The sequence below is a fragment of the uncultured Pseudophaeobacter sp. genome, assembly GCA_905479575.1.
Lineage (GTDB): Bacteria > Pseudomonadota > Alphaproteobacteria > Rhodobacterales > Rhodobacteraceae > Pseudophaeobacter.
Window position 1 is genome coordinate 16,062 of the sequence record CAJQNB010000092.1, and the last position, 23,785, is coordinate 39,846.

Annotated in this window: 17 protein-coding genes; 10 read left to right on the forward strand and 7 right to left on the reverse strand. The window is 60.3% G+C overall.

Annotation, left to right across the window (positions count from 1 at the left end):
• Positions 1-186 precede the first annotated feature (186 nt).
• Positions 187-1,485 (reverse strand): alpha/beta fold hydrolase, encoded by a 1,299-nt coding sequence (locus QZ268_RS19720; RefSeq protein WP_295455861.1) that lies wholly within the window; start codon positions 1,483-1,485, stop codon positions 187-189.
• A 452-nt stretch (positions 1,486-1,937) separates the two neighbouring features.
• On the opposite strand from QZ268_RS19720, the gene QZ268_RS19725 reads away from it, so the two are divergent.
• Together QZ268_RS19725 and QZ268_RS19730 are read left to right on the forward strand one after the other, a co-directional pair.
• Positions 1,938-3,407: a PLP-dependent aminotransferase family protein gene (locus QZ268_RS19725; protein WP_295455863.1), complete on the forward strand. Its 1,470-nt coding sequence runs from the start codon at positions 1,938-1,940 to the stop codon at positions 3,405-3,407.
• 251 nt (positions 3,408-3,658) lie between these two features.
• Positions 3,659-5,563, forward strand: coding sequence for a methyl-accepting chemotaxis protein (locus tag QZ268_RS19730; protein WP_295455865.1), 1,905 nt, complete (start codon positions 3,659-3,661; stop codon positions 5,561-5,563).
• Between the two features lie 158 nt (positions 5,564-5,721).
• On the opposite strand, the gene QZ268_RS19735 is transcribed toward QZ268_RS19730, so the two are convergent.
• The gene (locus tag QZ268_RS19735; RefSeq protein WP_295455867.1) at positions 5,722-7,935 is read right to left on the reverse strand and encodes an NADP-dependent isocitrate dehydrogenase; all 2,214 of its coding nucleotides are present in this window, start codon (positions 7,933-7,935) and stop codon (positions 5,722-5,724) included.
• 360 nt (positions 7,936-8,295) lie between these two features.
• On the opposite strand from QZ268_RS19735, the gene QZ268_RS19740 reads away from it, so the two are divergent.
• Positions 8,296-9,621 (forward strand): glycosyltransferase, encoded by a 1,326-nt coding sequence (locus QZ268_RS19740; RefSeq protein ID WP_295455869.1) that lies wholly within the window; start codon positions 8,296-8,298, stop codon positions 9,619-9,621.
• A gap of 128 nt (positions 9,622-9,749) precedes the next feature.
• Here the strand turns inward: QZ268_RS19740 and QZ268_RS19745 are convergent, their stop codons facing one another.
• From QZ268_RS19745 to QZ268_RS19760, 4 genes are all read right to left on the reverse strand, one after another.
• Positions 9,750-10,595 (reverse strand): ABC transporter permease, encoded by an 846-nt coding sequence (locus QZ268_RS19745; RefSeq protein WP_295455871.1) that lies wholly within the window; start codon positions 10,593-10,595, stop codon positions 9,750-9,752.
• Positions 10,588-11,355 (reverse strand): ABC transporter ATP-binding protein, encoded by a 768-nt coding sequence (locus tag QZ268_RS19750; RefSeq protein WP_295455872.1) that lies wholly within the window; start codon positions 11,353-11,355, stop codon positions 10,588-10,590. Before QZ268_RS19750 ends, QZ268_RS19745 begins: the two co-directional genes overlap by 8 nt.
• Before the next feature lie 80 nt (positions 11,356-11,435).
• Positions 11,436-12,455 (reverse strand): ABC transporter substrate-binding protein, encoded by a 1,020-nt coding sequence (locus QZ268_RS19755; protein WP_295455874.1) that lies wholly within the window; start codon positions 12,453-12,455, stop codon positions 11,436-11,438.
• Between the two features lie 46 nt (positions 12,456-12,501).
• Positions 12,502-13,167, reverse strand: a complete 666-nt coding sequence (locus QZ268_RS19760) for an FCD domain-containing protein (protein ID WP_295455875.1) — start codon at positions 13,165-13,167, stop codon at positions 12,502-12,504.
• A 207-nt stretch (positions 13,168-13,374) separates the two neighbouring features.
• Here QZ268_RS19760 and QZ268_RS19765 point away from each other — a divergent pair, with 207 nt between their 5' ends.
• Entirely contained in the window at positions 13,375-14,526 is a 1,152-nt protein-coding gene (locus QZ268_RS19765; protein WP_295455877.1) for a DNA repair exonuclease, read from the forward strand.
• Complete coding sequence (locus tag QZ268_RS19770) at positions 14,523-17,153, forward strand: AAA family ATPase (RefSeq protein ID WP_295455879.1); 2,631 nt, start codon at positions 14,523-14,525, stop codon at positions 17,151-17,153. Before QZ268_RS19765 ends, QZ268_RS19770 begins: the two co-directional genes overlap by 4 nt.
• A gap of 95 nt (positions 17,154-17,248) precedes the next feature.
• Here the strand turns inward: QZ268_RS19770 and QZ268_RS19775 are convergent, their stop codons facing one another.
• Positions 17,249-17,692, reverse strand: a complete 444-nt coding sequence (locus QZ268_RS19775) for an SH3 domain-containing protein (RefSeq protein WP_295455897.1) — start codon at positions 17,690-17,692, stop codon at positions 17,249-17,251.
• A gap of 270 nt (positions 17,693-17,962) precedes the next feature.
• Between QZ268_RS19775 and QZ268_RS19780 the strand changes: the two genes are divergently transcribed.
• The 5 genes from QZ268_RS19780 to QZ268_RS19800 all read left to right on the forward strand — a co-directional run.
• The gene (locus QZ268_RS19780) at positions 17,963-18,949 is read left to right on the forward strand and encodes a D-glycerate dehydrogenase (RefSeq protein ID WP_295455881.1); all 987 of its coding nucleotides are present in this window, start codon (positions 17,963-17,965) and stop codon (positions 18,947-18,949) included.
• A gap of 35 nt (positions 18,950-18,984) precedes the next feature.
• Entirely contained in the window at positions 18,985-20,805 is a 1,821-nt protein-coding gene (gene ggt / locus QZ268_RS19785; protein ID WP_295455883.1) for a gamma-glutamyltransferase, read from the forward strand.
• 199 nt (positions 20,806-21,004) lie between these two features.
• A complete protein-coding gene (locus tag QZ268_RS19790; RefSeq protein ID WP_295455885.1) occupies positions 21,005-22,414 on the forward strand; it encodes an FAD-linked oxidase C-terminal domain-containing protein in 1,410 nt (469 codons plus the stop codon).
• A 132-nt stretch (positions 22,415-22,546) separates the two neighbouring features.
• On the forward strand, positions 22,547-22,888 hold the full coding sequence (locus QZ268_RS19795; RefSeq protein ID WP_295455887.1) for a hypothetical protein: 342 nt from the start codon (positions 22,547-22,549) through the stop codon (positions 22,886-22,888).
• A gap of 192 nt (positions 22,889-23,080) precedes the next feature.
• A partial coding sequence (locus QZ268_RS19800) for an FAD-dependent oxidoreductase (protein ID WP_295455889.1) occupies positions 23,081-23,785 on the forward strand: 705 nt, incomplete at its 3' end.

Sequence of the window (23,785 nt, forward strand, 5' to 3'; positions counted from 1 at the left end):
GTCTGGGGAAAGGGGGAGTCTGTCCTTCAGACGGTTTGCGCAGCAAAGCCGCGCAAAAGAGTAAAGTACTTGTTTAAAGGCTGAGCCGAGGCAAGTTCCGCGTGCTTGCGTAAGAGTGCCTCTCCCCAACAGAGCGGCCCAGCTTGGGGGATCTATTGGGGAAAGCGCCTGTTGAATAGCTTGCGGCTACTTGGCTGTAAGGGTCTCGAAACGCAGACCAACGGCGGTGCGCGGTGCAAAGCCTTTCCAATAGGTGTGATCCGGCAGTTCCTTGCCTGCATCGTCTTTTGAGACAACACCGTCGATGGCCTGTGGTATCAGCTCCAGGTAGGGTGTGTTGTCGGCCTCAGACTTGAGGTGCAGTCCCATAAAGGCGGTGGCAAAGTGCTGGGTGATATTGTTCATCCGGTTGGTGTCCCAAACCGCATCGGCGTAGTGCTCAAACGGGATGAAGTCGAGATTGTCGACCGGTTCCCAGCTCTCAATTGGGGCAGGCATCGGCGCGGCGGCGTTGTGATTTGCGCCTTCAAAGGTCAGCAGGTGACGGTTGGTATTGACTGCGCCCTCAAAGATTTTCCGAATTGCCGAATAGACAGAGACATCATCGGCGCTGCCCGCCATAACCATCAGCGGTTTGTCGATGCCAGCCAGGCCGGTCGCATCCCAAAAGCCGGTGTTCATCCCCCAGGGACCAATGGCAATCACCGCTTTGACGCGGTCATCACTCAGCGCGGCGTGGCTTTCTGACCCTGCCTGATGGCGGGCCAGCAGACCAGCGGGCGTGCCCCAGCTATACTGGGTCGAGGCCTCGGTCACGCCGGCACCGGCAAAGATCACAGCGCCGTAGCCCCCCATGGAGTAGCCGATAACCCCGGTTTGATCAGTATCGATGATCTCGCCCAGAGGGCCTTCCAGTGCCTCCATCTGATCAATGACAAACCGCTGATCAATCGGGCGGTTGAGCAGGGTTGAACCAAAGGCGGCCTTGTCGGAATAGGTGCTGTCACGGTGGTCAATCGAGACGGTGACATAGCCCTTGGTTGCGAGATTTTCCCCCAGGTGGGACATCAGATAGCGGTTGCCGGGGTAGCCATGTGAGATCACCACCAGAGGATAAGTCTCGCCACTGGCCGGCGTTGCATCACGGGCGGCACGGCCCTGTAGGGTGACTTCTGTCTTGCCGTCCCGCAGGATGGCGCGATAGCTGCCGCCCTGTTCGGTTCCCTCCGCCGCCGGATACCAGACCTCTACCGTCAGATCACGATCATACAGTGGCTGGTCGGTGTCAGTGGTATTCAGAATGTCGTTCTGACCGGGATTGGTAAACTCCAGCGTCTGCACCCCGATTGGATGGGCGCCAAAGGCGGCAAGCTCAGGCGCATCTGGTCGAATGCGATCGATGCGGTTCTCTGCCGAGCTCGCCAGAGGCAGGCTGGTTGCAGCGAGGGCAAGCCCGATACCGGCCGCCAAATTTTTCTTAGACATATCCGTCTCCCAGTTTCGTATCCATTTGAAATGCCCCGTAGTTTTTGTTTGGGGCCCGCGCGTGTCTTAGGGGCGCAATGTAACAAACTGTCCTGCAGGCTGCGGGTGGCAGCCAAGGCATCCCCGCTGGCGCCTCTGGCCACAAAGACCCGATCTGCTGCTGTGGGACGGACCTCTTTGAACAGCGGTCACGATAGTTTCTGGGCGATTGCGCGTCACCTTTTCTCAGATGACTAAAGAGTCGCGCTCTGGGTCAAGTCTCCGAAGGTGGCTGGCTGCAATAACGCAGCGTTTCTTTCACAGGGGCCGGCGGTTAGCAAAAGCCCGCAAAAGCAGTCTCCAAGGGGGCAGGACATGTGCAGTGGCCCTACAGCGCAGATTGTCCTTATTTTGGATGCTCTATACTGTTAGGACATTCACATTTTCAGCAGGCCAATTTTGCGAGAGTACCGATGAAACAGACACCTTGGTTGGGCTTTTCCATTGATCGTGATGCCAGCACTCCGGTGTTTGAACAAATCTGTGCCGCCATTCGCCTGCGCGCCGCTTCGGGGGATATGGCGCCGGGCAGCAAGCTGCCGCCAACACGGGTGTTTGCCACCGAACTGGGGGTGTCGCGTTCCACCATCGTCACCGCTTACGAACAACTGGTTGCCGAGGGATACCTCAGCAGCCAGCAGGGCTCCGGCTATCGGCTTTGTGCCTCTGGCGAAGTTGAGCTCACCCAGGTGCCGGCTATCACGGCCCCGCAGAACTCTGGTGCCAGCAAGCGGCGAGGGCATGAGCCAAGTGCTGCCTCAGCCCCCGCGTCAGACATGGCCGGGGTGCTTCCCTTTCGGGCCGGCAGCCCGGATATGCGGCTGTTTCCCTATCGGCAATGGGCCAAGACAGTAGCACGGATCTGTCGCTCCGACCCGCAGGCCATGTTTTTGGGCAGTGGCGGCTTTGGCTCTTTGGCGCTGCGCCAGTCTATCTGCGATCACGTGGCGGAATGGCGCGGCATTTCAGCGAGCCCCGAGCAGGTGATTGTCACCGCCGGTGCCACGGATGCCCTGGAGATCTGCCTGCATGCGCTGGCACAGTCCGGCGATAGCGTCGCGTTGGAGGATCCGGGGTATCGGCCCTTGCAGTATTTCATCACGTCCCAGGGCCTGACGCCAGATTACCTGCACGTTGATGACAATGGCGCGGTTCTCCCCTCTGGCCCGGTGGCCCCCCGGCTGGCTATTCTGACGCCCTCGCATCAGTTTCCACTGGGCGGCGCCATGTCTCCGGCGCGACGGATGGAGTTCATTCGATGGGCAACCGAGACGCAGGCCTGGATCATCGAGGATGATTACGACAGCGAGTTCCGCTACGCTGGGCGGCCCATCCCAGCGATGGCTGGTTTTGATCATTTGCACCGCACTCTGTATATTGGTAGCTTCTCCAAAATCTTTTCCAACGCCCTGCGCCTGGGCTACCTGATCCTGCCCAAACCGCTTGTCGCACGCTTTGCCAACAGCATCGAACGCTTTGGCCCCAGGGCCAGCAGCATGCCACAACAGCCGCTGGCGGATTTTATCGACAGCGGTGAGTTCTATCGCCACCTGCGCCGGGTCAGACGGATCTACGCAGAACGCCGCCGTTTTCTGTTGCATCAATTAACCCAGGATTTCAGCGCCTATGGCTATTGCGTCGATCACCAGGCTGGCATGCAGGTGGTGTTCCATTTGACCTGCGCCCTGCAGGACCAGGAAATTTGTACCCAGGCGGCAGAGCAGGGGCTGAGCATTGAGGCGCTTTCGGGATTTGTGCAGACCCCGACCCCAAGCGCGTGTGGCTACAACGGATTGCTTCTGGGGTTTTGCGGCTACCGCGAAGAAGAACTAAAACAGGGTCTAGGCCTGTTGCAGCAGGTTCTGCAGCAGCTTTCCCGTTAAGGGCCAGAAGCTGCCGGGGGCTGTCTGGGGCTACCAGGGGCCGAGAGGAGCCTTGCCCAAGCAAAGTTTCATTATCCCACAGGTTGCTTGTGTGATATTTTACTTTCCATTGAGCGTCACCTTTGGGAATTAAGTCGAATATTGGCTAGTTTTTTTGGAGAAGTATTAAGCAATACAGGCGGCCATAACAGAATATTAGGATGCGTCACATAGGCAGGGAATAAGCGTTAGATTTAGAGGACTATTCCAAGATGCCCCAGCTTTTGTTCCGATTGCCCATACGGATATACGCCCTAACCGCGTTGGCGGTGGGATTGGCCGCGGTTTTGACCTTTGTATTGCTGTCTCGTACGGTGGAAAATGCCTATGAGATGCGAGAGAAGGAGCTCGACAATTTGGTCGGCACCGTTATCAGCGCCCTGGCTGATCTGGACGCAAAAGTTCAGGCTGGGGACCTGACATTGGAAGAGGCGCAGGCGCTGGGGAAAGAGCAGGTCGAACTGCTACGTTTTGGCACCGCAGGCTACTTCTTTGCCTTTAATCAAAACAACACCATGGTTGCACATCCAGTCGCCCCACAATTGATTGGGGAAGATCAGTCAGGCTTTGAAGATGTGAATGGTCTTAGGGTTTTTGAAGAGTTCAACAGGGTCATCGAGACGACAGGCTCGGGCCCGGTGATCTACCACTTCAACAAGCCGGATTCTGAAATTCAGGAAGCAAAAATGGGCTACGTCAAAGCCTTCACCCCTTGGGGCTGGGGCATCGGCACAGGCGCCTATGTGGCTGATATTGATGCAGAACTAAATATCGTGCGCTGGACTGCCATCGGTGCCTTGGCCATCAGCCTCGCTATTCTTAGCCTTGGGGCCACAGTGATCACCCGTAGTGTTACAGCGCCAGTGAATGCGTTGAAAAACCGGATGCACTCAATGGCTGATGGTGACACTGATACGGATGTCCCTGCCACAAAAAACAAAAGCGAAATTGGCGACATGGCGCGCAGCTTGGAAGTTCTCAAGCAGTCCCTGATCCGCCAGAAGGAGCTGGAAAGCAAACAGCAGGAACGCGAAGCTGAACAGGCCGAGGTTGTCTCCATTCTGAGTGGCAGCCTGTCCAAGCTGTCGCAGGGGGACCTGACAGTCAAAATCGGCAGCGATTTCCCGCAGGATTATGGCCAGTTGCGTCGTGACTTTAACCAGACGATTGAAACGCTGAGCGGAACAATGTCGCGCATGGTCGAAGCCACCGGCTCCATCCGCAATGGCGCGGCTGAAATCAGCCAGGCCTCTGATGATCTGTCGCACCGTACCGAGAGCCAGGCGGCAACTCTGGAAGAGACCGCTGCAGCGCTCGACGAGCTGACCGCAAGCGTGAGATCTGCCGCCGAAGGTGCCAGCAGCGTTGAGGCCACCATGGAAGCGGCCAAGAAAGAAGCCGAAATCAGTGGCGAAGTGGTGCAAAGCGCGGTATCGGCGATGACCGAAATCGAACAGAGCTCGAACCACATCGGCCAGATTATCTCGGTGATTGACGACATCGCCTTCCAGACCAACCTGCTTGCTCTCAATGCCGGGGTCGAAGCGGCCCGGGCCGGCGAAGCTGGCAAAGGCTTTGCGGTTGTCGCCTCGGAAGTTCGTGCTCTGGCGCAACGCTCTTCGGATGCTGCAATGGAAATCAAAACCCTGATCGGTGACAGCTCGAAACAGGTTGCCCGTGGGGTGGATCTGGTTGGCAAGGCTGGCGAAGCGCTGGACAGCATCGTGGGTCAGGTAAGCCACATCTCCAAGCTGGTTTCCGGCATTGCCGAAGGTGCTGTGGAGCAATCGACTGGCCTGAACGAGATCAACACCGGGGTGACCCAGCTGGACCAGGTGACCCAGCAAAACGCTGCCATGGTTGAAGAGGCGACTGCTGCCGGGCACATGCTCAATGCAGATTCCTCGAAACTGGCAGAGCTGGTAGCGATCTTTAAATTAGATGGCAGTGCACCTGTCGTGCAGATGCCAACAGCCGCTGCCCCGATGGCACCAACCGTAGCGCCTTCGGCGCATGGAGAGGACGACTGGGACCTTGAAGCCGCGACCTCGGCTGCTGCACCAATCAGTGTCAGCACTGACGGCAATGCAGCCAAGGACATGTGGCAGGACTTCTGACAAGCTCTATGGCTGTGGCTTTCATCTTTCCCTAAATACCTCGGGGGAGCGTCCCGCAGGGGCGCGGGGGCAGAGCCCCCAGATCAAACCTCGCAAAAACAAAGCGCCCGGCAAATCTGCCGGGCGCTCTTTTGTTTGTCCTAAAGGGGCTGAGCCGTTTAGCCGATAATGGCATTCAGCGTTGCTGAGGGGCGCATGACCTTGGCTTTCAGCTCCGCAGAGGGGTGGAAATAGCCGCCAATATCCGCGGCCGGGCCCTGTGCCGTCGCCAGTTCCGCCAGAATGGCCTCTTCGCCATCGGCCAGCGCCTTGGCAATGGGGGCAAATTCTGTGGCCAGATCTGCGTCGTCACCCTGTGCTGCCAGGGCCTCAGCCCAGTAGCGGGCAAACCAGTAGTGGCTGTCGCGGTTGTCAGGTTCGCCCACCTTGCGCGAAGGCGACTTGTTGTTGTCCAGAATGCCTTGGGTTGCCACCTCAGCGGCAGCCCCCAGCACACCGGCTTTGGCGTTGTCCTTGCTGTCTGCCAGGAACTTCAGGCTTTCACCTAGGGCGCAGAATTCCCCCATCGAGTCCCAGCGCAGGTGGTTTTGCTCAACCAGCTGCTGCACGTGCTTGGGCGCCGAGCCACCGGCACCGGTTTCAAACAAACCGCCACCTTGCATCAGTTTCACGATTGACAACATCTTGGCCGAGGTGCCCAGTTCCAGGATCGGGAACAGATCGGTCAGATAGTCGCGCAGCACGTTGCCGGTGATGGCGATGCTGTCCTTGCCTGCGGTGATGGTCTTCAGCGACTGGGCTGTTGCTTCCCGTGGGGCCATGATCTGGAACAGATCCGCCTTGCCTGCAGCTTCCAGCGCGGGTTTGACATATTTGATCAGTTCGGCGTCATGGGCACGGTTTTCGTCAAGCCAGAAGATGGCTTCGGAACCGGTCAGACGCTGGCGATCCAGAGCCAGTTCAATCCAGTTTTCAATCGGTGCCTGTTTGGCGGTGCAGGCACGCCAGATGTCGCCGGCCTCGACGCTATGGGCGTGCAGGGTTTCGCCATTGGCCAGAACCACACGGATGGTGCCCGCAGCAGGGGCTTCAAATGTGGTGGGGTGGCTGCCGTATTCTTCGGCTTTTTGTGCCATCAGGCCGACGTTGGCGACGGATCCCGCCGTGGTCACGTCCAGCGCGCCATTGGCTTTGAAAAAGTTGATGGTCTCATCATAGATGGTGGCATAGCAACGATCAGGAATGACGCAGTTGGTGTCGCCCTTGTTGCCTGCGGCATCCCAGCCCTTGCCGCCAGCGCGGATCACCGCAGGCATCGAGGCGTCGATGATCACATCCGAAGGCACGTGCAGGTTGGTGATGCCCTTGTCGCTGTCCACCATATACATGGCGGGGCGCTCAGCGGTGACGGCCTCAATTGCGGCCATGATGTCGGCGTTGCTGGCAACACGGTCCAGCAGATCACCCATGCCAGAGTTGGCATTGACTCCCAAGGCCTCCAGCTCGGCACCGAACTTGTCGAACACCGGCGCCAGCCAGGCTTTGACAGCGTGACCAAAAATGATCGGGTCAGAGACCTTCATCATGGTGGCCTTCAGGTGCAGCGAAAACATGGTGCCGTCTGCCTTGGTGTCGGCAATGGCCTCTGCCAGGAAGCTCGACAGGGCAGCAGCCGACATGAATGTGGCATCTGCAACGGTACCGGCCTCAAGCGACCAGCCGTCTTTCAGCACGGTAACCGTGCCATCGGTGCCGACAAATTCGATCTTGGCGTCACCGGCCTGCGCCGCTGTGATGGTGGCGGCTTTTTCATTGGCGTAGAAATCACCCTCCGCCATGGACGAGACCTTGGTTTTGCTGTCGCCAGTCCACGCGCCCATCGAATGTGGGTTGTTCTGGGCGTAGTTTTTAACGGCGCGGGCCGCGCGGCGGTCCGAGTTGCCTTCCCGCAGAACCGGGTTCACCGCAGAGCCTTTCAGGCCGTCATAGCGCGCGCGGGCGTCTTCTTCGGCATCTGTTGTGGGCTCTTCGGGGTAGGAGGGAATGTCATAGCCCTGGGCCTGCAATTCTTCGATGGCGGCGACCAGCTGCGGCACAGAGGCCGAGATATTTGGCAGTTTGATGACATTTGCGTCTGGCGTTTTGACCAGCTCACCCAGTTCTGCCAGATCGTCGGTCTGACGCTGTTCGGGGCTCAGGTTTTCTGGGAAGGCAGAGAGGATGCGCCCAGCCAGGGAAATGTCTTTGGTGCCAACACTGACATCGGCAGCAGCGGCGAACTTGCGGATGATCGGCAGAAAGGATGCCGAGGCCAGCTCTGGAGCTTCGTCTACGATGGTATACAGAATGTCGGGGTTTGAATTTTCTGTCATGTTTCTCAACCTTTCAGCGATAACGGAAGCTTTGGTGACTATAATGTAGCAGCGCTACATTTCATGTATGCGACTGAACGGACCATATGTCGAAATTGGTTTCCGGCCAGGGCCATTTAGGCCCTCATGTAGAGCAGGAGCGCGGGCGGTGCAATCATTAGGATGCAGATTCTGGCTCGTCAGATTGACGCGGCGCTGCTTTTTCGCGCACTTTTGGCTATCTTTCTTCGCCTTTTGGTGAGTGCGCTGGTTCTTTTGAGCGCGCTGGCTCCGCTTAGGTGCCATGTGAATTTTAGGAAAATTTTAGTTAACCTTGTCGGCAAGGAGCCAGTTTGATCTCCACTGCCAAGGACGATAACGATGCCCATAACCGCGCCACAAACCAGCCTTTTGCTCTATGCCCCAGTGCCGCTGTATCTCTTTGAGGGGTCTCTTTTTATTGAACGGCAGGCGGTCAACGGGCTGCAGCTCTGGGCGCGGCACTTTGATCTGATCACGGTGATGATGCCGGTCAGCGCGGTTGCGCCTCCAGCGGGATGGGTGCCTGTGCACTGCTATCAGCAAGAGCTGTCGCGAGTCAGCATCGAACCCTTCCCCATGGCCTATCGCCCGGACCAGTTTCTACGGGCCCTGCCGCGGGCATTAAAGCGGATACGCAGGTTGATCGCACAAGCAGATTACCTGAGCTTTGCCATCGGTGGGTTGTTTGGCGATTGGGGGGCGGTGTCCTGCCTGGCCGCGCATCAGTTGCAGCGGCCCTATGGGGTCTGGACGGATCGGGTGGAATCCGAAGTCATGCGGCAATCGCTGGAACGTCCAAGCGACAAGGCGCTGGACCAGACAACCTGGCGCAGTCGCTTGCGGGGGCGGTTGTATCACCGGCCCATGGCCTGGCTTGAAAAGGCTGTGATCCAGCGGGCCGATCTGGGCCTGTTCCATGGGGCTGAAACCTTTGAAGCCTATCACGGACTGTGCCGGAACCCACAGCTGGTCCATGATATTCACATCGCTGAGGAAGATCACATCAGCGACAGTGCCTTAGCGGCAAAGATCGCGGATGTTGGGAGAAAACGTCCGCTACGGCTGATCTACACCGGTCGCGCCGAGGCCATGAAGGGGCCGATCGACTGGACCACGGTACTGGAGCGGCTCAATGTTCTCGGGGTGGATTTCCACGCAACCTGGCTTGGCGATGGCGCGGCGCTACCGCAGATGAAGGGGCGGATCCAGCGGGCGGGATTGACCAACTGTGTTGATTTCCCAGGATTTATCGAGGATCGCAGTGCTGTGTTACAGGCGCTGCGGCAGGCTGATATCTTTGTGTTTTGCCATAAAACACCTGAATCGCCGCGCTGCCTGATCGAGGCCCTGACCTGCGGCACGCCAATTTTGGGCTATGAAGGCGCCTATGCACGGGATCTGATTTCGGGGCAGGGCGGGGGGACGCTGGTCTCCCGTGGCGACACCGAGGCCCTGGCGCTTCGGATCGCCGAGTTGGACGCAGATCGCGACCAGCTGGCGCAGCGCATTGCAGATGCCCGCCTTGATGGGATGCCTTTTAGTGATGTGCAGGTCTTTGCCCACCGCGCCGGAATCCTCAAACAGTATCTGCCAGTGGGTGGAGCCATGCCGCCGCAAAAACGCAGGTCTGGGCCGGGTCTGGGCTGGGACGCTGCCAGATACTAACCACACAAGCAGCCGCCCCAGAGTCAGCCAGAGCTGCCCCTGCAAGTCCCCTGAGCCGCCCCCAAAAGCACCCAGTCAGATTTTTCCCGGCAAACCACCCGTTCAAGCCCCCTGCCAGTAAAGGGGGGCTATTGGCGCCAGCCCAATACCCGGCGTTCAATAAACCCGATGGTGGCGCTCAGCGTGACCCCCAGCAGCGACAGGATGGTGACGCCGGCAAACAGGCGTTCCAGATCATAGAGCGATCCGGCCTCCAGGATATAGGCGCCGATACCGTATTCCGCGCCCAGCATCTCGGCTGCAACCAGCAAGATGATGGCAATGGCCAGGCTGATGCGGAGCCCGGACAGGATACCGGGCATGGCCCCAGGCAGCACAATCTTGCGCACGATCGAGAACCAGGACAGGTTGAAGCTTTGGCCCATGCGGATCAGGCTGCGATCAACATTGTCCACCGCGCCATAGGTAGCCACCACCGTGGGGGTAAATGTGCCAAAGGCGATCAGCGCGTATTTTGAGCCCTCATCAATGCCAAACCAGATCACAAACAGCGGTAAAAGCGCGATCTTGGGGATGGGGAACAGCGCAGCCGTCAGCGGCACCAATCCGGCGCGAACATAGGAAAACAGCCCGATCAACACGCCGGTCGCAACGCCCAGGCTGGCGCCAAGCAAGGCACCGATAAACAGCCGGGTCAAAGACACGCTCATATGTGCCCACAACAGCCCAGACGCATAGAGCTCGCCAAAGGTTTTGAGCACGTCACTGGGCAGCGGCAGGGTCAGTGGTGAAATCCAGCCCTGACGGGTGCCAAGTTCCGCAAGCGCCAGCAGCAGGACAAAGACCAAGACACCGATCCAGCGATGGCTGGCCGGGGCAAAGCCACCACCACGAAAGGTGACCTGGCGAGCTTGGCCCTTAGAAGGTAGAGTTTCGGTGGAAACGGCGGCTGTGTTGGGTTTCAGATCAGACATGAACCAGCTCCGCATCTGCCGCACGGGCCTCTTCGCGCATCAATTGCCAAAGGTATTTTTGTTTTTCTTCCAAAGCGCTGTCCCCATAGTGACGTTGATCCAGCGGGGTATCCAGATGGACCACTTCGCGGATCTCGCCAGGGCGGCGCGACATCACCACGATGGAGTGGCCCAGCCGCACGGCTTCGGCCAGGTTATGGGTGACATAGACTGCCGTAAACGGCGTCCGGGTCCAGAGGCTGACCAGATCATCCATCAGCAATTCGCGGGTCTGACTATCCAGCGCCGAAAGCGGCTCATCCATCAGCATCACCGCCGGGTTCACCGCCAGGGCACGGGCAATCGCTACCCGCTGTTTCATTCCTCCCGACAGCTGCTTGGGCAAGGCCTTGTGGAACTCGCTCAACTTGGTGCGGGCCAGTACATCGGCAATGATCGCCTCGGCGCGGGCTCCGCGAATGCCGTGGTCCTCCAGCACCAAAGAGACATTCCCCCGCACCGAGCGCCAGGGCAGCAGGGCAAAATCCTGAAAAATATAGGTGAGCGGGTTGAGGCAATCCTTGGGTGCAGCACCAATTTGCAGCACCTCGCCCCGGGTGGGCTGTTCCAACCCGCCAATAAAGCGCAACAGCGTGGACTTGCCGCAGCCAGAGGGGCCAACGATGCAGACAATCTTGCCCGAGGGGATGTCCAGCGAGATATCGCGCAGCACCTCAAAATCATCATAGGAATGGCTGACGCCAGAGAGGCGAATATCCATGCGGGAGCGCTCCGGAAAAGGGGGAAACAAGAGACGGGGCGAGATCACATCCCGCCCCGAGAAAAAGTGCGCAGCTGGCTTTAGCCGAGTGTCTGCACGTAGCTTGGGTCAATCACGGTATCCAGGCTGATGCTCTGATCCACCAGACCTTCGGATTGGAACCAGCTCAGCTGGTCCTGCAGCGAGGCGGTGTTCATCGCCGCGCCCTCATTCAGGCGCATGGTGCCATTGATGATCGACTTGGCCGCCTTTTCACGTGGGCGATCCGCATAGACATATTTGTGGATCAGGTCGACCAGCTCTTCAACACCGGCGTCGCCATGGGCCTTGTCGATCATGGTGCTGTTATAGTCGCTCACACCTTTGGAATAGCCGGCCAGGAAATCGCGCGTCATCTGCTGCTCGCCCGAGGCGTTTTTGGCCGAGGTAAAGACCGTGGTCACCTGATAATTTGGCAGGTAGTCCGACACATTGCCAATGATATGCACCTTGCCAGAGCCAGCCAGTGGTTTGGCCAGATGTGGCACGATGGACCAGGCGTCGATCTGGCCGGATTTCAGCGCGCCGATGATGGCTCCGACCTTTTGCAACGGCTTGAACTTCAGCTCGATGCCTTCGGCCTGGGCCATTTTGGAGCCCATGTAGTGGAAAGAGGATCCCGCCGAGGTGATGCCGTAGCTTTTGCCCGCCAGCTGTGCCGGGCTGGTCACACCGGCCTGGTAGGCGGCATCAGAGACCAGGAACTTTTGGCCGTCGATACCGACCTCTTCGGACAGGGCGCCGCCGATCACCTTGACCGCACCCTTGTCGGCCAGAGACACCAGACCGCCAGACATCGCGGTTACCGCGTAGTCCACATCGCCGGAGGCAATGGCAACAGCCATTGGGGTTGCGGCCTGGAAGAACTTGAACTCCACATCCAGACCCGCGTCGGCAAAATAGCCGCGCTCAAAGCCGATGAAGCTGCCGGAATGGCTGGTAAAGCGCAGCGCGCCCACGGTGATTTTGCGGTTTGAGGCCAAGGCTGGGCTTGCCAGTCCAGCAGCAGCGGCGCTGCCACCCAGTAGTGCCAATGCCTTGCGGCGGGTAAATGTGGTCATGATCGTTCCTCCCTAGTGAACAGTGTTGGCCTGATCCTTTTATCCCTCAGGCCTGTATTTCCGTGGTGATGAGTCTCTCCAACCGGCTAAGCGCTGTGGCGCTGTCGCGGCCTAATACTGCGGTGAGCAGTGCTTGATGCTGCGTGGCGCGATCTGGAAAATCCAGCCGCCCTTCGCGCAGCAGCGCCAGCCGAAAGCGGCGGGACTGGTCGTAGAATTTTTGCTGCGTGTCTAGCAGCCGGGGAGAGCCCGAGGCCTCGCAGAGGCTGTAGAAAAACGCCCGGCAGGCATTGTCCCACTCCAGGGCAGCCAGATCGCTGAGATCGCTTTGCACAACAGATTCGCAGTGGCGCATGGCGTGATGGGCTGCCAGAACGCGACCCTCCCAGGCGACATCCCCCAGCGCCAGCGATTTCTCCAGTGCCATCTTTTCAACCTGGATGCGCATGAACAAAATGTCCTGCAGATCTGCCTCGGTGGCCGAGGTGACGCGGAACCCGCGCTGGGCGGTGGCCGCCACCAGACCTTCGGCGCTGAGCAGCCGCAGGGTTTCGCGCATCGAATGATTAGAGCCGCCATAGCGTTGCCGCAGGTCGTTAAGCTTGAGCTTTTCATCCGGTCTGAGCAGGCCAAAGGAGATGTCGCGGCGCAGCACCGAGGCCAGCATCGCCACCACTGTTTCATCCTCGTTTTGTCTTGAACCAAATATCATCTGGACCCGATTTTCTAAAATGTTGGACATTTTTGCCGCAGAGGCCGCCGCGTGTCAATCGCCTGAATTTTCCCATATTTTTGTGACCTTTCCCGGATCATTCCCAGCCGTCGCGTTGACCCTTTGCTGTGGCTCTGCCACTCATGGCGGGGCCAAATGAATGACCATCCAAGTATAGACCGCCTGATCCCCTGACCCGGAGCCCGAATGCCCGCCTTTCGCTTTCTACACACCTCAGACCTGCATCTCGGCAAACGGTTTGGCCAAATGCCGGAGGAGGTACGGGCGGATTTGCAGCAGGCACGTCAGCAGACACTCGCCACTCTCGCCACTCTGGCGCAGGAACAGGGGGCACAGCATGTCCTGATCGCGGGGGATATGTTTGACACCGAAACGCCCTCAGAACGAGTGCAGCGCCAGGCCCTGGCGGCAATGGGGGCGGCGCCAGATCTGCACTGGTGGATCATTCCAGGCAACCACGACAGCGCGGCTGCGGAAACGCTGTGGGCCGGGATGGCGCAGCATGCTGCGGAAAACACACATCTTTTGATGCAGCCTGAGCCGGTGCAGATGGCGCCGGGGGTGCATCTGTTGCCTGCGCCCTGTCGTCATCGCTTTGCCGGGCAGGACCTGACCGCCTGGATGGATGGCTGCGATACCTCGGCGGGGGATTTGCGCATTGGTCTGGCCCATGGCGGGGTGCTGAACTTTGGCAGTGATGAGGCCGGCGGTGAGGTGATTTCGCCCAACCGTGCCAGCTCTGCCAGATTGGATTATCTGGCGCTGGGCGACTGGCACGGTGCCTTTATCCTGAATGATCGCAGCCGCTACAGCGGCACGCCAGAGGCCGACCGGTTCAAACACGCCGGGCGGGGCCAGTGCCTGTTGGTTGAACTGACCGCGGCAGGCCAACCGCCGGATATCACCGCCCTGGAGGTCGGCGCCTATCACTGGCAGGAACAGGCTTTGCCCCTCACCCCTGCGAGCGATGTTGCGGCAGAACTGCAGGCGCTGTTGCCTGCCAACCGTGCCCAGTGGCGCCTACATCTGTTGCGGCTCAAGGCCGAGGGCTGGGTCACTGCACCGCAGCGCCTGGCCTTGGAGCAGGCGGTGGCACAGGTCGCCCCCGAGTTCTGTCATTTCACCCTGGAAACATCAGGGCTGCGCAGCGAATACCAGCTGTCTGATCTGGATCTGATTGCCACCAATGGGGCGTTGCGGGCCGCTGCCGAAGATCTGATGCGCTCGGCCGAGGACACAAGCGAGTCCCAGAGCGCGCGTGACATCGCTTCGGCGGCTTTGAACCGTTTGTTTGCCTATGCCCAGGACGGTGACGCGACCGGGGAGCGCAACGCATGAAGATCCGCGCTATTCGTTTGGAAAATGTTCGCCGCTTTACCGACCCGGTTGAAATCACCGGCATTGGGACGGGGCTTAATGTGTTGGCCGCCCCCAATGAACAGGGGAAATCGACCATCTTTGACGCGCTGCATGCGGTCTTTTTCAAAGATGCCAAATCCTGGGACAAGGACATTCGCGCCTTGGCACCGCGCGCCGGAGGCGAACCTCGGGTCGAGGTGGAGATTGAACGGGACGGCAGCTGTTATCGCTTGGCCAAGCAGTTTCAAAAGGCCTCGGGCAAGGGCGATCTGCGGATCTGGCAAGGCGATCATCTGTATCTGCAATCGGATGCGGCGGAGGCCTGGCTGCAAAGCCTGATCAAATCCCCCAAAGAGGGCGGTCCCTCCGGGTTGCTTTGGGTGCGTCAGGGGCTGACCAATTTTGCCGACGCAAAGGAAACCCTGGCGGCGCGGCAGGATTTGATGTCGTCGGTCGCGGGGGAGGTGGACAGTATCACTGGCGGTCAGCGCATGGATGCGATCCGGCGCGATGTGCGCCAGTCCCTGGATCGTCTGGTGACCTCGCGCGGGGCCAAAAAGGGCGGCGCGCTGGACCAGGCGATGCATGAGGTGGCGACCTTAGCAGCGCGCGAAGAGGGGCTCGCCGACAAGGTGCGGGAGCTGCGCGATCAGCTTGACCAACGTCAGGATCTGCGCCGCGCGCTGACGGATCTGCAAGACCCCGAAGCACAGCAATCGTTGGAGGCGCGTCTGCGCCAGTCCCAGCAAGAGCTGCAAGCCGCTGAGCAATATCAGGAAAAACTGACGGTTGCAGAGCAGGCGCTGCGCACCGCCACCTTGGTGCTGGACAATCACAACAGCGCCTTGGCCGGGTTTCTGGCGCGCCGCAAAGACCGTGCCGAGGCAGAGCAAGCCCTGAGCGTGGCGGCGCAAACCCTGAAACAGATTTGCGAAGTTCTGGATCCGGCCCATGCCGAGGGAAAGCAGGCGGAGCAGGTTTTGGCAACGGCCAAGGCGAAAACACAGGCGCTGGAGGCGCGGTTGGCGCAGATGCAACGGGCCGCGCGTCTGGAGCAGGCCGCAGACCAGCGCCGCGCCTTGCAAAAGACGCTGAAGCAGGTCCGCAGTGTCATGCAGCAGGTCGCAGCGCTGAAGGCGCAGATGGAGCATGGTCCCGACAAGGCTGCGATGGAGCGGATCGAGACCGCCCGCGACACCCTGGCCCTGGCGGCGCAGGCGCAGCAGCTGGGGGCCTTTGCCCTCACCGTCACCTACCAGCCGGGGCAGGAGGGGCGCTTGACGCTGGATGGTGCGCCGCTGGCTGGCGGCAGCCGCATTCCCCTGCCAGAGGGGGGCAGCCTGGAGGTGCCCGGTCTGGCTCGTATTGAGCTGCACCCGGGCGATGGCGCTGGGCGGGATCAACTGGATCAGGCGCAGCGGGCGCTTGCAGCGGCCTTGGAGGTGGTGCAGTGCGACAGCATCACCCAGGCCCGCGCGGCCCATCAGGCCCGTCAAGAAGCCCGCATCCGGCTGGAAGAGGCTGAAGGCCAGCTACTGGTTCTGGCACCCGAAGGGATAATGGCGCTGATGCAGCGCCTTGATGCTTTGCCGGTTGAGACACCCCCAGCTGAGGCGGGCGCGCCTGCAAATGAGCCTGAGGACGAGGATCTGGACCAGCTGGAAGCCAGGCTTGTTGCGCAGCGCGCAGAAATGGACGCGTCGGCTGTCGCGCTTGACCAGGCGCGCCAAAGCGAAGCCCGTCACCGGTTGGATCTGGAAGGCGCCCGCGTTAGCCATCAGGCGGCGCAGCAACGGCTGGAACGCGCCGATGCCGCGTTGGCGGGACAAAGCGACACTGCGGAGCGGCTGGCGGAGTTGCAGCAGCGTCAGGCGGAACTGCAGCAGGATCTGGCGGCACAACAGGCCCAGTATCAGGCCTTGCAGCAAGATGCGCCAGACCTGGCCCCGGCGCGAGCCCGGGCTGCGCGGGCAAAATCCGAACAGACCGCGACCCGCGAGGCTATCCAGGCGCATCTGCGCGATCTTGCGGTCCTGGACAGCCGCATTGCCACAACGGCAGGCATGGCCGTTGAGGAGGAATTGGCCGAGGTACGTGATCAGCTCAGTGCGGCGCAAAACCGGCTGGCGGCGGTGGAGTTTGAGGTCGCCGTGCTGCGGCGGCTTGATCAGGCGCTGGAACAGGCGCGCAGCGCCGCGCAAGAGGCCTATATCGGACCGGTGCTGCAAGAGTTGCAACCGCTGTTGCGGCTGCTCTGGCCCGAGGCGCGTCTGGGGCTGGATGCCGGGCAGGTCCTGCCGGATCAGCTGATGCGGGCCGGCCAGGAAGAGGACTTTGACAGCCTGTCCGGCGGCACCCAGGAACAGATTGCCCTTTTGGTGCGCTTGGCCTTTGCCCGGCTTTTGGCGCGCAAAGGCCAACCGGCTCCGATCATTCTGGACGATGCAATTGTCTACACAGATGATGCCCGCATCGAGAAGATCTTTGACGCGCTGACCCTGCAGGCGGATGAGATGCAGATTCTGGTCTTTACCTGTCGTCAAAAAAGCTTTCGGGCTCTGGGTGGCACCCAGCTGAGCATTCGCCCGGTGTCAGACCCCACCTAAGCCGCCAGTTGGGTGGCCAATGGGGTGGATCGGTGGGGCGCGGCGAAGGCAGGCTGGACGGCGAAGCTAAGGCAGGTGAGGGGCTGGCGGCAGAACTAGTCGCGGATTTCTTCCGGCATCACGCCCCACAGCTTGCTTTTAGGGGCCCAGCCGTCGAAACCGCCAACCGAGACTTCGCACCAGGCCGGCGCGCATTTGCCCAGCCGTGCCACAACCCCGTATTCCAGTGCTGCAGTGACCGGTGCCTGTTCATTGGCCTTGGCGTGCAGGGTCAGCATGTCTTCCTGGATCAGCACCGTTCGGGCTCCTGATAGCAGGGCATAGTGGACCCAGCCTCCGGCGCCATCCTGATCGCGCACGCGGCGCCAATGGCCAAACTCGGCGGTGATCTCCAGTGGCATGCCGCGGCGTTTGAACACCCAGTCAATGCGGTGGGTCAGGGAAGGGCCGCGGCGCACATTGCCCTCGGAGGCCTTCATCGAGACATAGCGCGGCAGCGGCAGGTTGGTCACTGGACCGCGTTCAGAGGCCGCAGCCATGGAAGCCAATGGGCCACAGCCCAACGCCACACAGAGCGCCGCCAATAGGCTGCGCCGATGCAAAAATGTTTTAATCACTGCCTGCTCACTTCTGCTCGTGGTTAAGCCTGCCATATCGTTGGTCCGAAATCTTGCAGGTTTTCCCGCCTGAAAAAGGCAAAAAGCTGCGTCACTTGTTCCGGTTCTGGCGGATCGGTTCTTGTGCCCGGTTCCGTCCTGCGCCACCATGCCATCAAGGCAGATGAAATGAAAAGCCAGGGGAGAGCAAAAGTGGCAAGAGAACGTCTGAGTGTTGTCGTAACGCGACGGTTGCCAGAGCCGGTGGAGACTCGGCTGAGCGAGCTGTTTGATGTTCAGTTGCGCGGCGATGATACACCGATGAGCCGCCAGGAGCTGGCCGCCGCAATGAAAGCGGCGGATGTGCTGGTGCCAACGGTCACGGATACCATTGATGCCGCCCTGTTGGGGCAGGCCGGTGATAAACTGAAACTGATTGCAAACTACGGTGCCGGGGTGGATCACATTGATGTGGCTACCGCCCGCCAGCGCGGCATTCTGGTGTCCAATACACCGGGTGTCCTGACCGATGACACTGCCGATATGGCAATGGCTTTGATCATGGCAGTGGTGCGCCGCATCCCGGAAGGGCTGGCTGTGATGCAAAAGGGCGACTGGCAGGGCTGGGCGCCAACAGCGATGCTTGGCGGGCGTCTGGCGGGGCGGCGTCTGGGCATTCTGGGGATGGGTCAGATTGGTCAGGCCGTGGCGCGTCGCGCCCGCGCCTTTGGCATGCAGATCCATTATCACAACCGTCGTCGCCTGCGCCCCGAAATCGAGTCCGATCTTGAAGCCACCTATTGGGAAAGCCTCGACCAGATGGTGGCGCGCATGGATGTGATCTCGGTCAATTGTCCTTCGACGCCCTCGACCTTCCATCTACTGAACGCCCGGCGGCTGAAACTGATGAAACCCTCGGCTGTGGTGGTGAATACCTCACGCGGGGAGGTGATCGACGAACACGCCCTGACCCGGATGCTGCGCAGTAATGAGATCGCCGGTGCCGGTTTGGATGTCTACGAGAAGGGAACCAGTATCAATCCCAGGTTGCGTGAATTGCCAAATGTGGTACTCCTGCCGCATATGGGGTCTGCAACTCTGGAGGGCCGGATTGAGATGGGAGAAAAAGTCCTATTGAATATCAAAACCTTCGAGGATGGGCACCGGCCCCCCGACCAGGTGGTGCCTGCCATGTTGTAAGGCGCACCTGTATCTTTCAGCTGTGAGGGCGTTCCATGAAATCTGTTCTACTGACCTGCCTAGCTTTGTCGGGCCTATCGTTGTCGGGCCTCACCCTGTCTTCCGCCGGGGCTGTCGCGCAGGAGGCGGCGGATGCGGTCGCCCCTGAAGGGGCCAGTTCTGGCTCTTTCACGGCGATTTCAGACGCGGTTGCCGCCTCGCTTGCCAGCAAGGCAGCCGGGGCACCGGTTGAGGCACAGACCTGGATGATCGCAGCCGCCAATCCCCATGCGGTTGAAGCCGGCGCGGCTATCTTGCGTCAGGGCGGCACCGCTGCGGATGCCATGGTGGCGGTGCAGACCGTGCTGGGGCTGGTCGAGCCGCAGTCCTCGGGGCTGGGGGGCGGTGCCTTTCTGGTCTGGTATGACGCCAAGTCCGGCGAGATCACCACGCTGGACGGGCGCGAAACAGCGCCTTTGGCGGCAACGCCTCGGCTATTCCAGGACGCGGCGGGCGAGCCGCTAAAGTTCTTTGACGCGGTTGTGGGCGGGCGATCTGTGGGCACCCCCGGCACCCCGGCCTTGCTGGAGGCGGCACATCGCAAATGGGGGCGCGCCAACTGGGGCTCGCTGTTTGCGGCGGGTATTTCTTTGGCTGAAGAGGGATTTGAAGTCTCGCCGCGTATGGCAGGGTCGATCGCGCGTGACGCGGATCGGCTGGGGCGTTTCCCCGCCACGGCCGACTATTTCCTGCCTGGCGGCACGCCTTTGGCAGCCGGGGACATCCTGACCAATACCGCCTATGCGGATGTGCTGCGCCGCCTCGCGGCTGAGGGCGCCGAAGGGTTTTATACCGGACCTATTGCAGCCGATATTGTGCGCACCGTGCAGCAGGCCGAGGGCAATCCCGGTGTTCTGTCGGCAATGGATCTGGCGCTGTATCAGGTGAAGGAGCGTCCCGCGAGCTGCGCCAGCTACCGCGCCTTTGAGGTCTGCGGCATGGGGCCGCCCTCGTCGGGGGCGCTGACCGTGGGGCAAATCCTGGGCATGTTGGGCGGTTATGATCTGGCAGCACTGGGGGCTGAAGACCCACAATCCTGGCGGTTGATCGGCGATGCCTCGCGGCTCGCCTTTGCGGATCGTGGGCGCTACATGGCCGATAGCGACTATGTGCCGGTTCCAGCCAAGGGGTTGGTGGATCCGGATTATCTGGCCAGTCGGGGTGAGATGCTGGCGGGCGAGGCGGCCCTTGCGGAGGTGGCGCCGGGCAAGCCGGAGTTTGATCATGCGGGGCTGGCACCGCGTTGGGCGGATGATGCCTCGATCGAGTTTCCGTCGACCTCGCATCTGGTGATTGTCGATCAATATGGCAATGTTCTGTCGATGACCACGACCATTGAAAATGGCTTTGGCTCGCGCTTGATGAGCAATGGGTTTCTGCTCAACAATGAGCTGACCGATTTCTCCTTTCGCAGTCACCGCGATGGTGTTCCCATCGCCAATCGGCTGGAGCCGGGCAAACGGCCACGCTCTTCGATGGCGCCAACCATTGTGATGAAAGAGGGCGCACCGGTGCTGGCGATAGGATCGCCCGGTGGCAGCCGCATCATTGGCTATGTGGCAACGGCCATTGTCGCCTGGGCGGATTGGGGCATGGATGTGCAGCAGGCGCTGAGCCTGCCACATGCGGTGAACCGGTTTGGCACCTATGATCTGGAGGCCGACACCGTTGCCGTGGACCTGGAGCCGCGCCTGACCGAGATGGGCTATAAGGTCAATATCCGCGATCTGAACTCAGGCCTGCATGCCATTGAAATCGGCGAGACCCTAAAGGGGGGCGCCGACCCGCGCCGCGAAGGCATCGCGCTGGGCGAGTGAGCTGGCGCTGCCTTCTGGGGGCTACCCTGGAATTCGGGCTCTGGCAGCCTGATGTCGTTGTGACAGCGGGACAGATTGGGGCGCAGGCAGTGGTTGCCTGCGCCCTTTTTCTGCGCAATAAGAGGCGCGTGTTGTCATGACAACACGAAACGAGAGAGATGGCGCCCGGCGCTATTGGGGTAAGGAAGAGGAGTGAGACATGGTGCAGGCGACGGCATTGCCACGCAACGAAGCTGGGATTGAGGCCGCGATTGGCGTGCTCAAACAGCAATTTGGTGACCAGATGCAGACCGGGCAGGCGATCCGCGAGCAGCACGGCCATACCACCACCTGGATCACCAATCAGGCCCCTGATGCGGTGATCTTTCCGACCTCCACCGCCGAGGTTGCCGACATTGTCAAAACCTGCGCCGAATATGGCGTTCCGGTCATTCCCTTTGGCACCGGCACCTCGCTTGAGGGGCATGTCAACGCCCCCGCTGGCGGCATCTGTGTCGACATGATGCGAATGGATCAAATTCTGGCGGTCCATGCTGAGGACCTGGATGTGGTGGTGCAGCCCGGTGTTACCCGCGAACAGCTGAACACGTTTTTGCGCGACCAGGGGCTGTTCTTCCCGATTGACCCCGGTGCCAATGCCTCGCTTGGTGGCATGGCCGCGACCCGGGCCTCGGGCACCAATGCGGTGCGCTATGGCACCATGAAGGACAATGTTCTGGCGCTGGAAGTGGTGATGGCGGATGGCGAAGTGATCCGTACTGCTCAAAGGGCCAAAAAATCCTCGGCGGGTTATGATCTGACCCGGCTGATGGTCGGCTCCGAAGGCACCCTGGGCCTGATCACTGAAATCACCCTGCGTCTGCAGGGCATCCCCGAGGCGATCCGCTCGGCTCGCTGTTCGTTCCGCACCGTGGATGACGCCTGCCGCGCGGTGATGATGACCATTCAATACGGCATTCCCATCGCCCGGATGGAGCTGCTCGACGAGATGAGCGTTGCCGCCGCCAACAGCTATTCCAAGCTGTCCTTGCCGGAAACACCGCTGCTACTGCTGGAGTTCCACGGCTCGGATGCTGGCGTTTTGGAGCAGAGCGAGACCTTTGCCGCCATTGCGGATGAGTTTGGCGGCTTTGACATTGAGGCCACCTCTTCCGCAGAGGAGCGCAACAAGCTGTGGCAAGCGCGCCATGACATGTATTGGGCCTGCATGCAGATCCGCCCCGGTGCCAAGGGGATTTCCACCGATGTCTGCGTGCCAATTTCAAAACTGGCCGAATGTGTAGGGGCCACCCAGCAAAAGGCCGAAGACCTGGGGCTGGTTGCGCCAATCGTTGGCCACGTGGGCGATGGCAATTTCCACTCCCTGGTCTTGGTGGACATGGAAAACGCAGAGGAGCGGCAAAAGGCTGACGAATTTATCAGCTGGCTGAATGATCTGGCGATCTCGCTGGATGGCACCTGCACCGGCGAACACGGCATTGGTCAGGGCAAACGCCCCTATCTGCAAAAAGAGCTGGGGGCGGCCACCCGCTATATGGCGGCAATCAAGGCAGCGCTTGACCCGGACGATATCCTCAACCCCGGGAAAATCCTCGCTGATAAGGGCTGAGGTTCAAGACTTGCCCAGGCTGTGCTCCCAGGCCGTGCTCTCTGGAGGCATGGTCTGGGAATGCCATAATTTCCACCAACTCCCCCTGTACACTGCTTTTCGTGAGTGAGGTTCAGGTTTGGGAGCGCGGAGATGAGTATTCGAAAAACCTTGGGAATACTTGTATTTAGTATCCAGGCAGTTGTTGCGGTGGACTATAATATGCAAAGCCAGAAAGCCGGGTTGGGGCCGGGTGAGCTGAGTATGAAAGACTACGCGGCCATCGTGCAAAAGCGCTATGAGACCGAGCCGGCTGATCGCATTGCAACGGCAGGTCAGCGGGATCGGCTTTGGCAACAGGCCGCTGGTCTGGGCTCTGCAATCGACGCGCGTTTTCCCGGCGCTGCGGATGTGGCCGACGCGGATGTTGCGGCGCAGGAGCAGGCGCCTGCCAGTGTCTGCATTCGCCGAGGGACCACCCTGGACTGTCAATAATACAGACGCCTGAGGTCCATACCTGCATGACAGCAGGGCCGGGCTGGGCTGGGACTATTGCACGGAACCGGGACGCTAGGTGCCAAAAGGTCGGTTTTGGCTATATTTGCGTCGGATGGATTTAGACCGGTTTCATGGGGGTTGGGCATAACCAATGCAGAAACCGAGTCACTTGTTCCGGAGAACGGCCTCATGAAAACCCAAGTCAAAGCATTGGTTGTCGGCGGCGGCGCCGTTGGGACCTCTATTGCCTATCACCTCGCCAAAGCCGGCTGGGACGATGTTATGCTGATCGAACGTGATGAGTTGACCTCGGGCTCGACCTGGCATGCGGCGGGGCTTTTGCCGCTGTTCAACATGTCCTATGCGACAACCCATATCCACAAATACTCGGTTGATTTTTACAAACAGCTTGAGGAAGAGACAGGCCTGAATGCCGGTTTTGCCGTTGTTGGCAACCTGCGCATGGCGCAAACCGAAGAGCGTATGGATGAGTACAAACTCTACGCCTCGACCGCAGAAACCTGCGATGTGGATTATGAGTGGCTCACACCCGACCAGATCAAGGAGCGCTGGCCGCTCATTGAGACCGGCGATCTGAAAGGCGCGATCTATCACACCGAAGATGGCTATATTAACCCGGCCGACGTGACCCAGGCGATGGCCAAGGGCGCCCGCCAGCGCGGCGTGGAGATCGTGCGCAGGGCCCAGGTGGACGGGTTCGAGCGGCGCGGCGGCGAGTGGATCGTGAAGGGCCGGAAGATGGTCGAGAAGGGCGGCAACCTCCTGCCGTCCGAGGAGACCTTCGAGATAACGTGCGAGCACGTCGTGACCGCCACCGGCAACCACGCGCAGCGCACCGCGGCGATGATCGGCTGCTACATCCCCGCGATTCCG

What these genes read in the sequence shown, in the direction of transcription:
- QZ268_RS19755 (WP_295455874.1), bottom strand. Translation starts at nt 12,455, where the DNA reads ATGACCACATTTACCCGCCGCAAGGCATTGGCACTACTGGGTGGCAGC.
- QZ268_RS19750 (WP_295455872.1), bottom strand. Translation starts at nt 11,355, where the DNA reads ATGGATATTCGCCTCTCTGGCGTCAGCCATTCCTATGATGATTTTGAG.
- QZ268_RS19795 (WP_295455887.1), top strand. Translation starts at nt 22,547, where the DNA reads ATGAGTATTCGAAAAACCTTGGGAATACTTGTATTTAGTATCCAGGCA.
- QZ268_RS19765 (WP_295455877.1), top strand. Translation starts at nt 13,375, where the DNA reads ATGCCCGCCTTTCGCTTTCTACACACCTCAGACCTGCATCTCGGCAAA.
- QZ268_RS19760 (WP_295455875.1), bottom strand. Translation starts at nt 13,167, where the DNA reads ATGATATTTGGTTCAAGACAAAACGAGGATGAAACAGTGGTGGCGATG.
- ggt (WP_295455883.1), top strand. Translation starts at nt 18,985, where the DNA reads ATGAAATCTGTTCTACTGACCTGCCTAGCTTTGTCGGGCCTATCGTTG.
- QZ268_RS19775 (WP_295455897.1), bottom strand. Translation starts at nt 17,692, where the DNA reads ATGGCTGCGGCCTCTGAACGCGGTCCAGTGACCAACCTGCCGCTGCCG.
- QZ268_RS19740 (WP_295455869.1), top strand. Translation starts at nt 8,296, where the DNA reads ATGCCCATAACCGCGCCACAAACCAGCCTTTTGCTCTATGCCCCAGTG.
- QZ268_RS19745 (WP_295455871.1), bottom strand. Translation starts at nt 10,595, where the DNA reads ATGTCTGATCTGAAACCCAACACAGCCGCCGTTTCCACCGAAACTCTA.
- QZ268_RS19790 (WP_295455885.1), top strand. Translation starts at nt 21,005, where the DNA reads ATGGTGCAGGCGACGGCATTGCCACGCAACGAAGCTGGGATTGAGGCC.
- QZ268_RS19720 (WP_295455861.1), bottom strand. Translation starts at nt 1,485, where the DNA reads ATGTCTAAGAAAAATTTGGCGGCCGGTATCGGGCTTGCCCTCGCTGCA.
- QZ268_RS19770 (WP_295455879.1), top strand. Translation starts at nt 14,523, where the DNA reads ATGAAGATCCGCGCTATTCGTTTGGAAAATGTTCGCCGCTTTACCGAC.
- QZ268_RS19725 (WP_295455863.1), top strand. Translation starts at nt 1,938, where the DNA reads ATGAAACAGACACCTTGGTTGGGCTTTTCCATTGATCGTGATGCCAGC.
- QZ268_RS19730 (WP_295455865.1), top strand. Translation starts at nt 3,659, where the DNA reads ATGCCCCAGCTTTTGTTCCGATTGCCCATACGGATATACGCCCTAACC.
- QZ268_RS19735 (WP_295455867.1), bottom strand. Translation starts at nt 7,935, where the DNA reads ATGACAGAAAATTCAAACCCCGACATTCTGTATACCATCGTAGACGAA.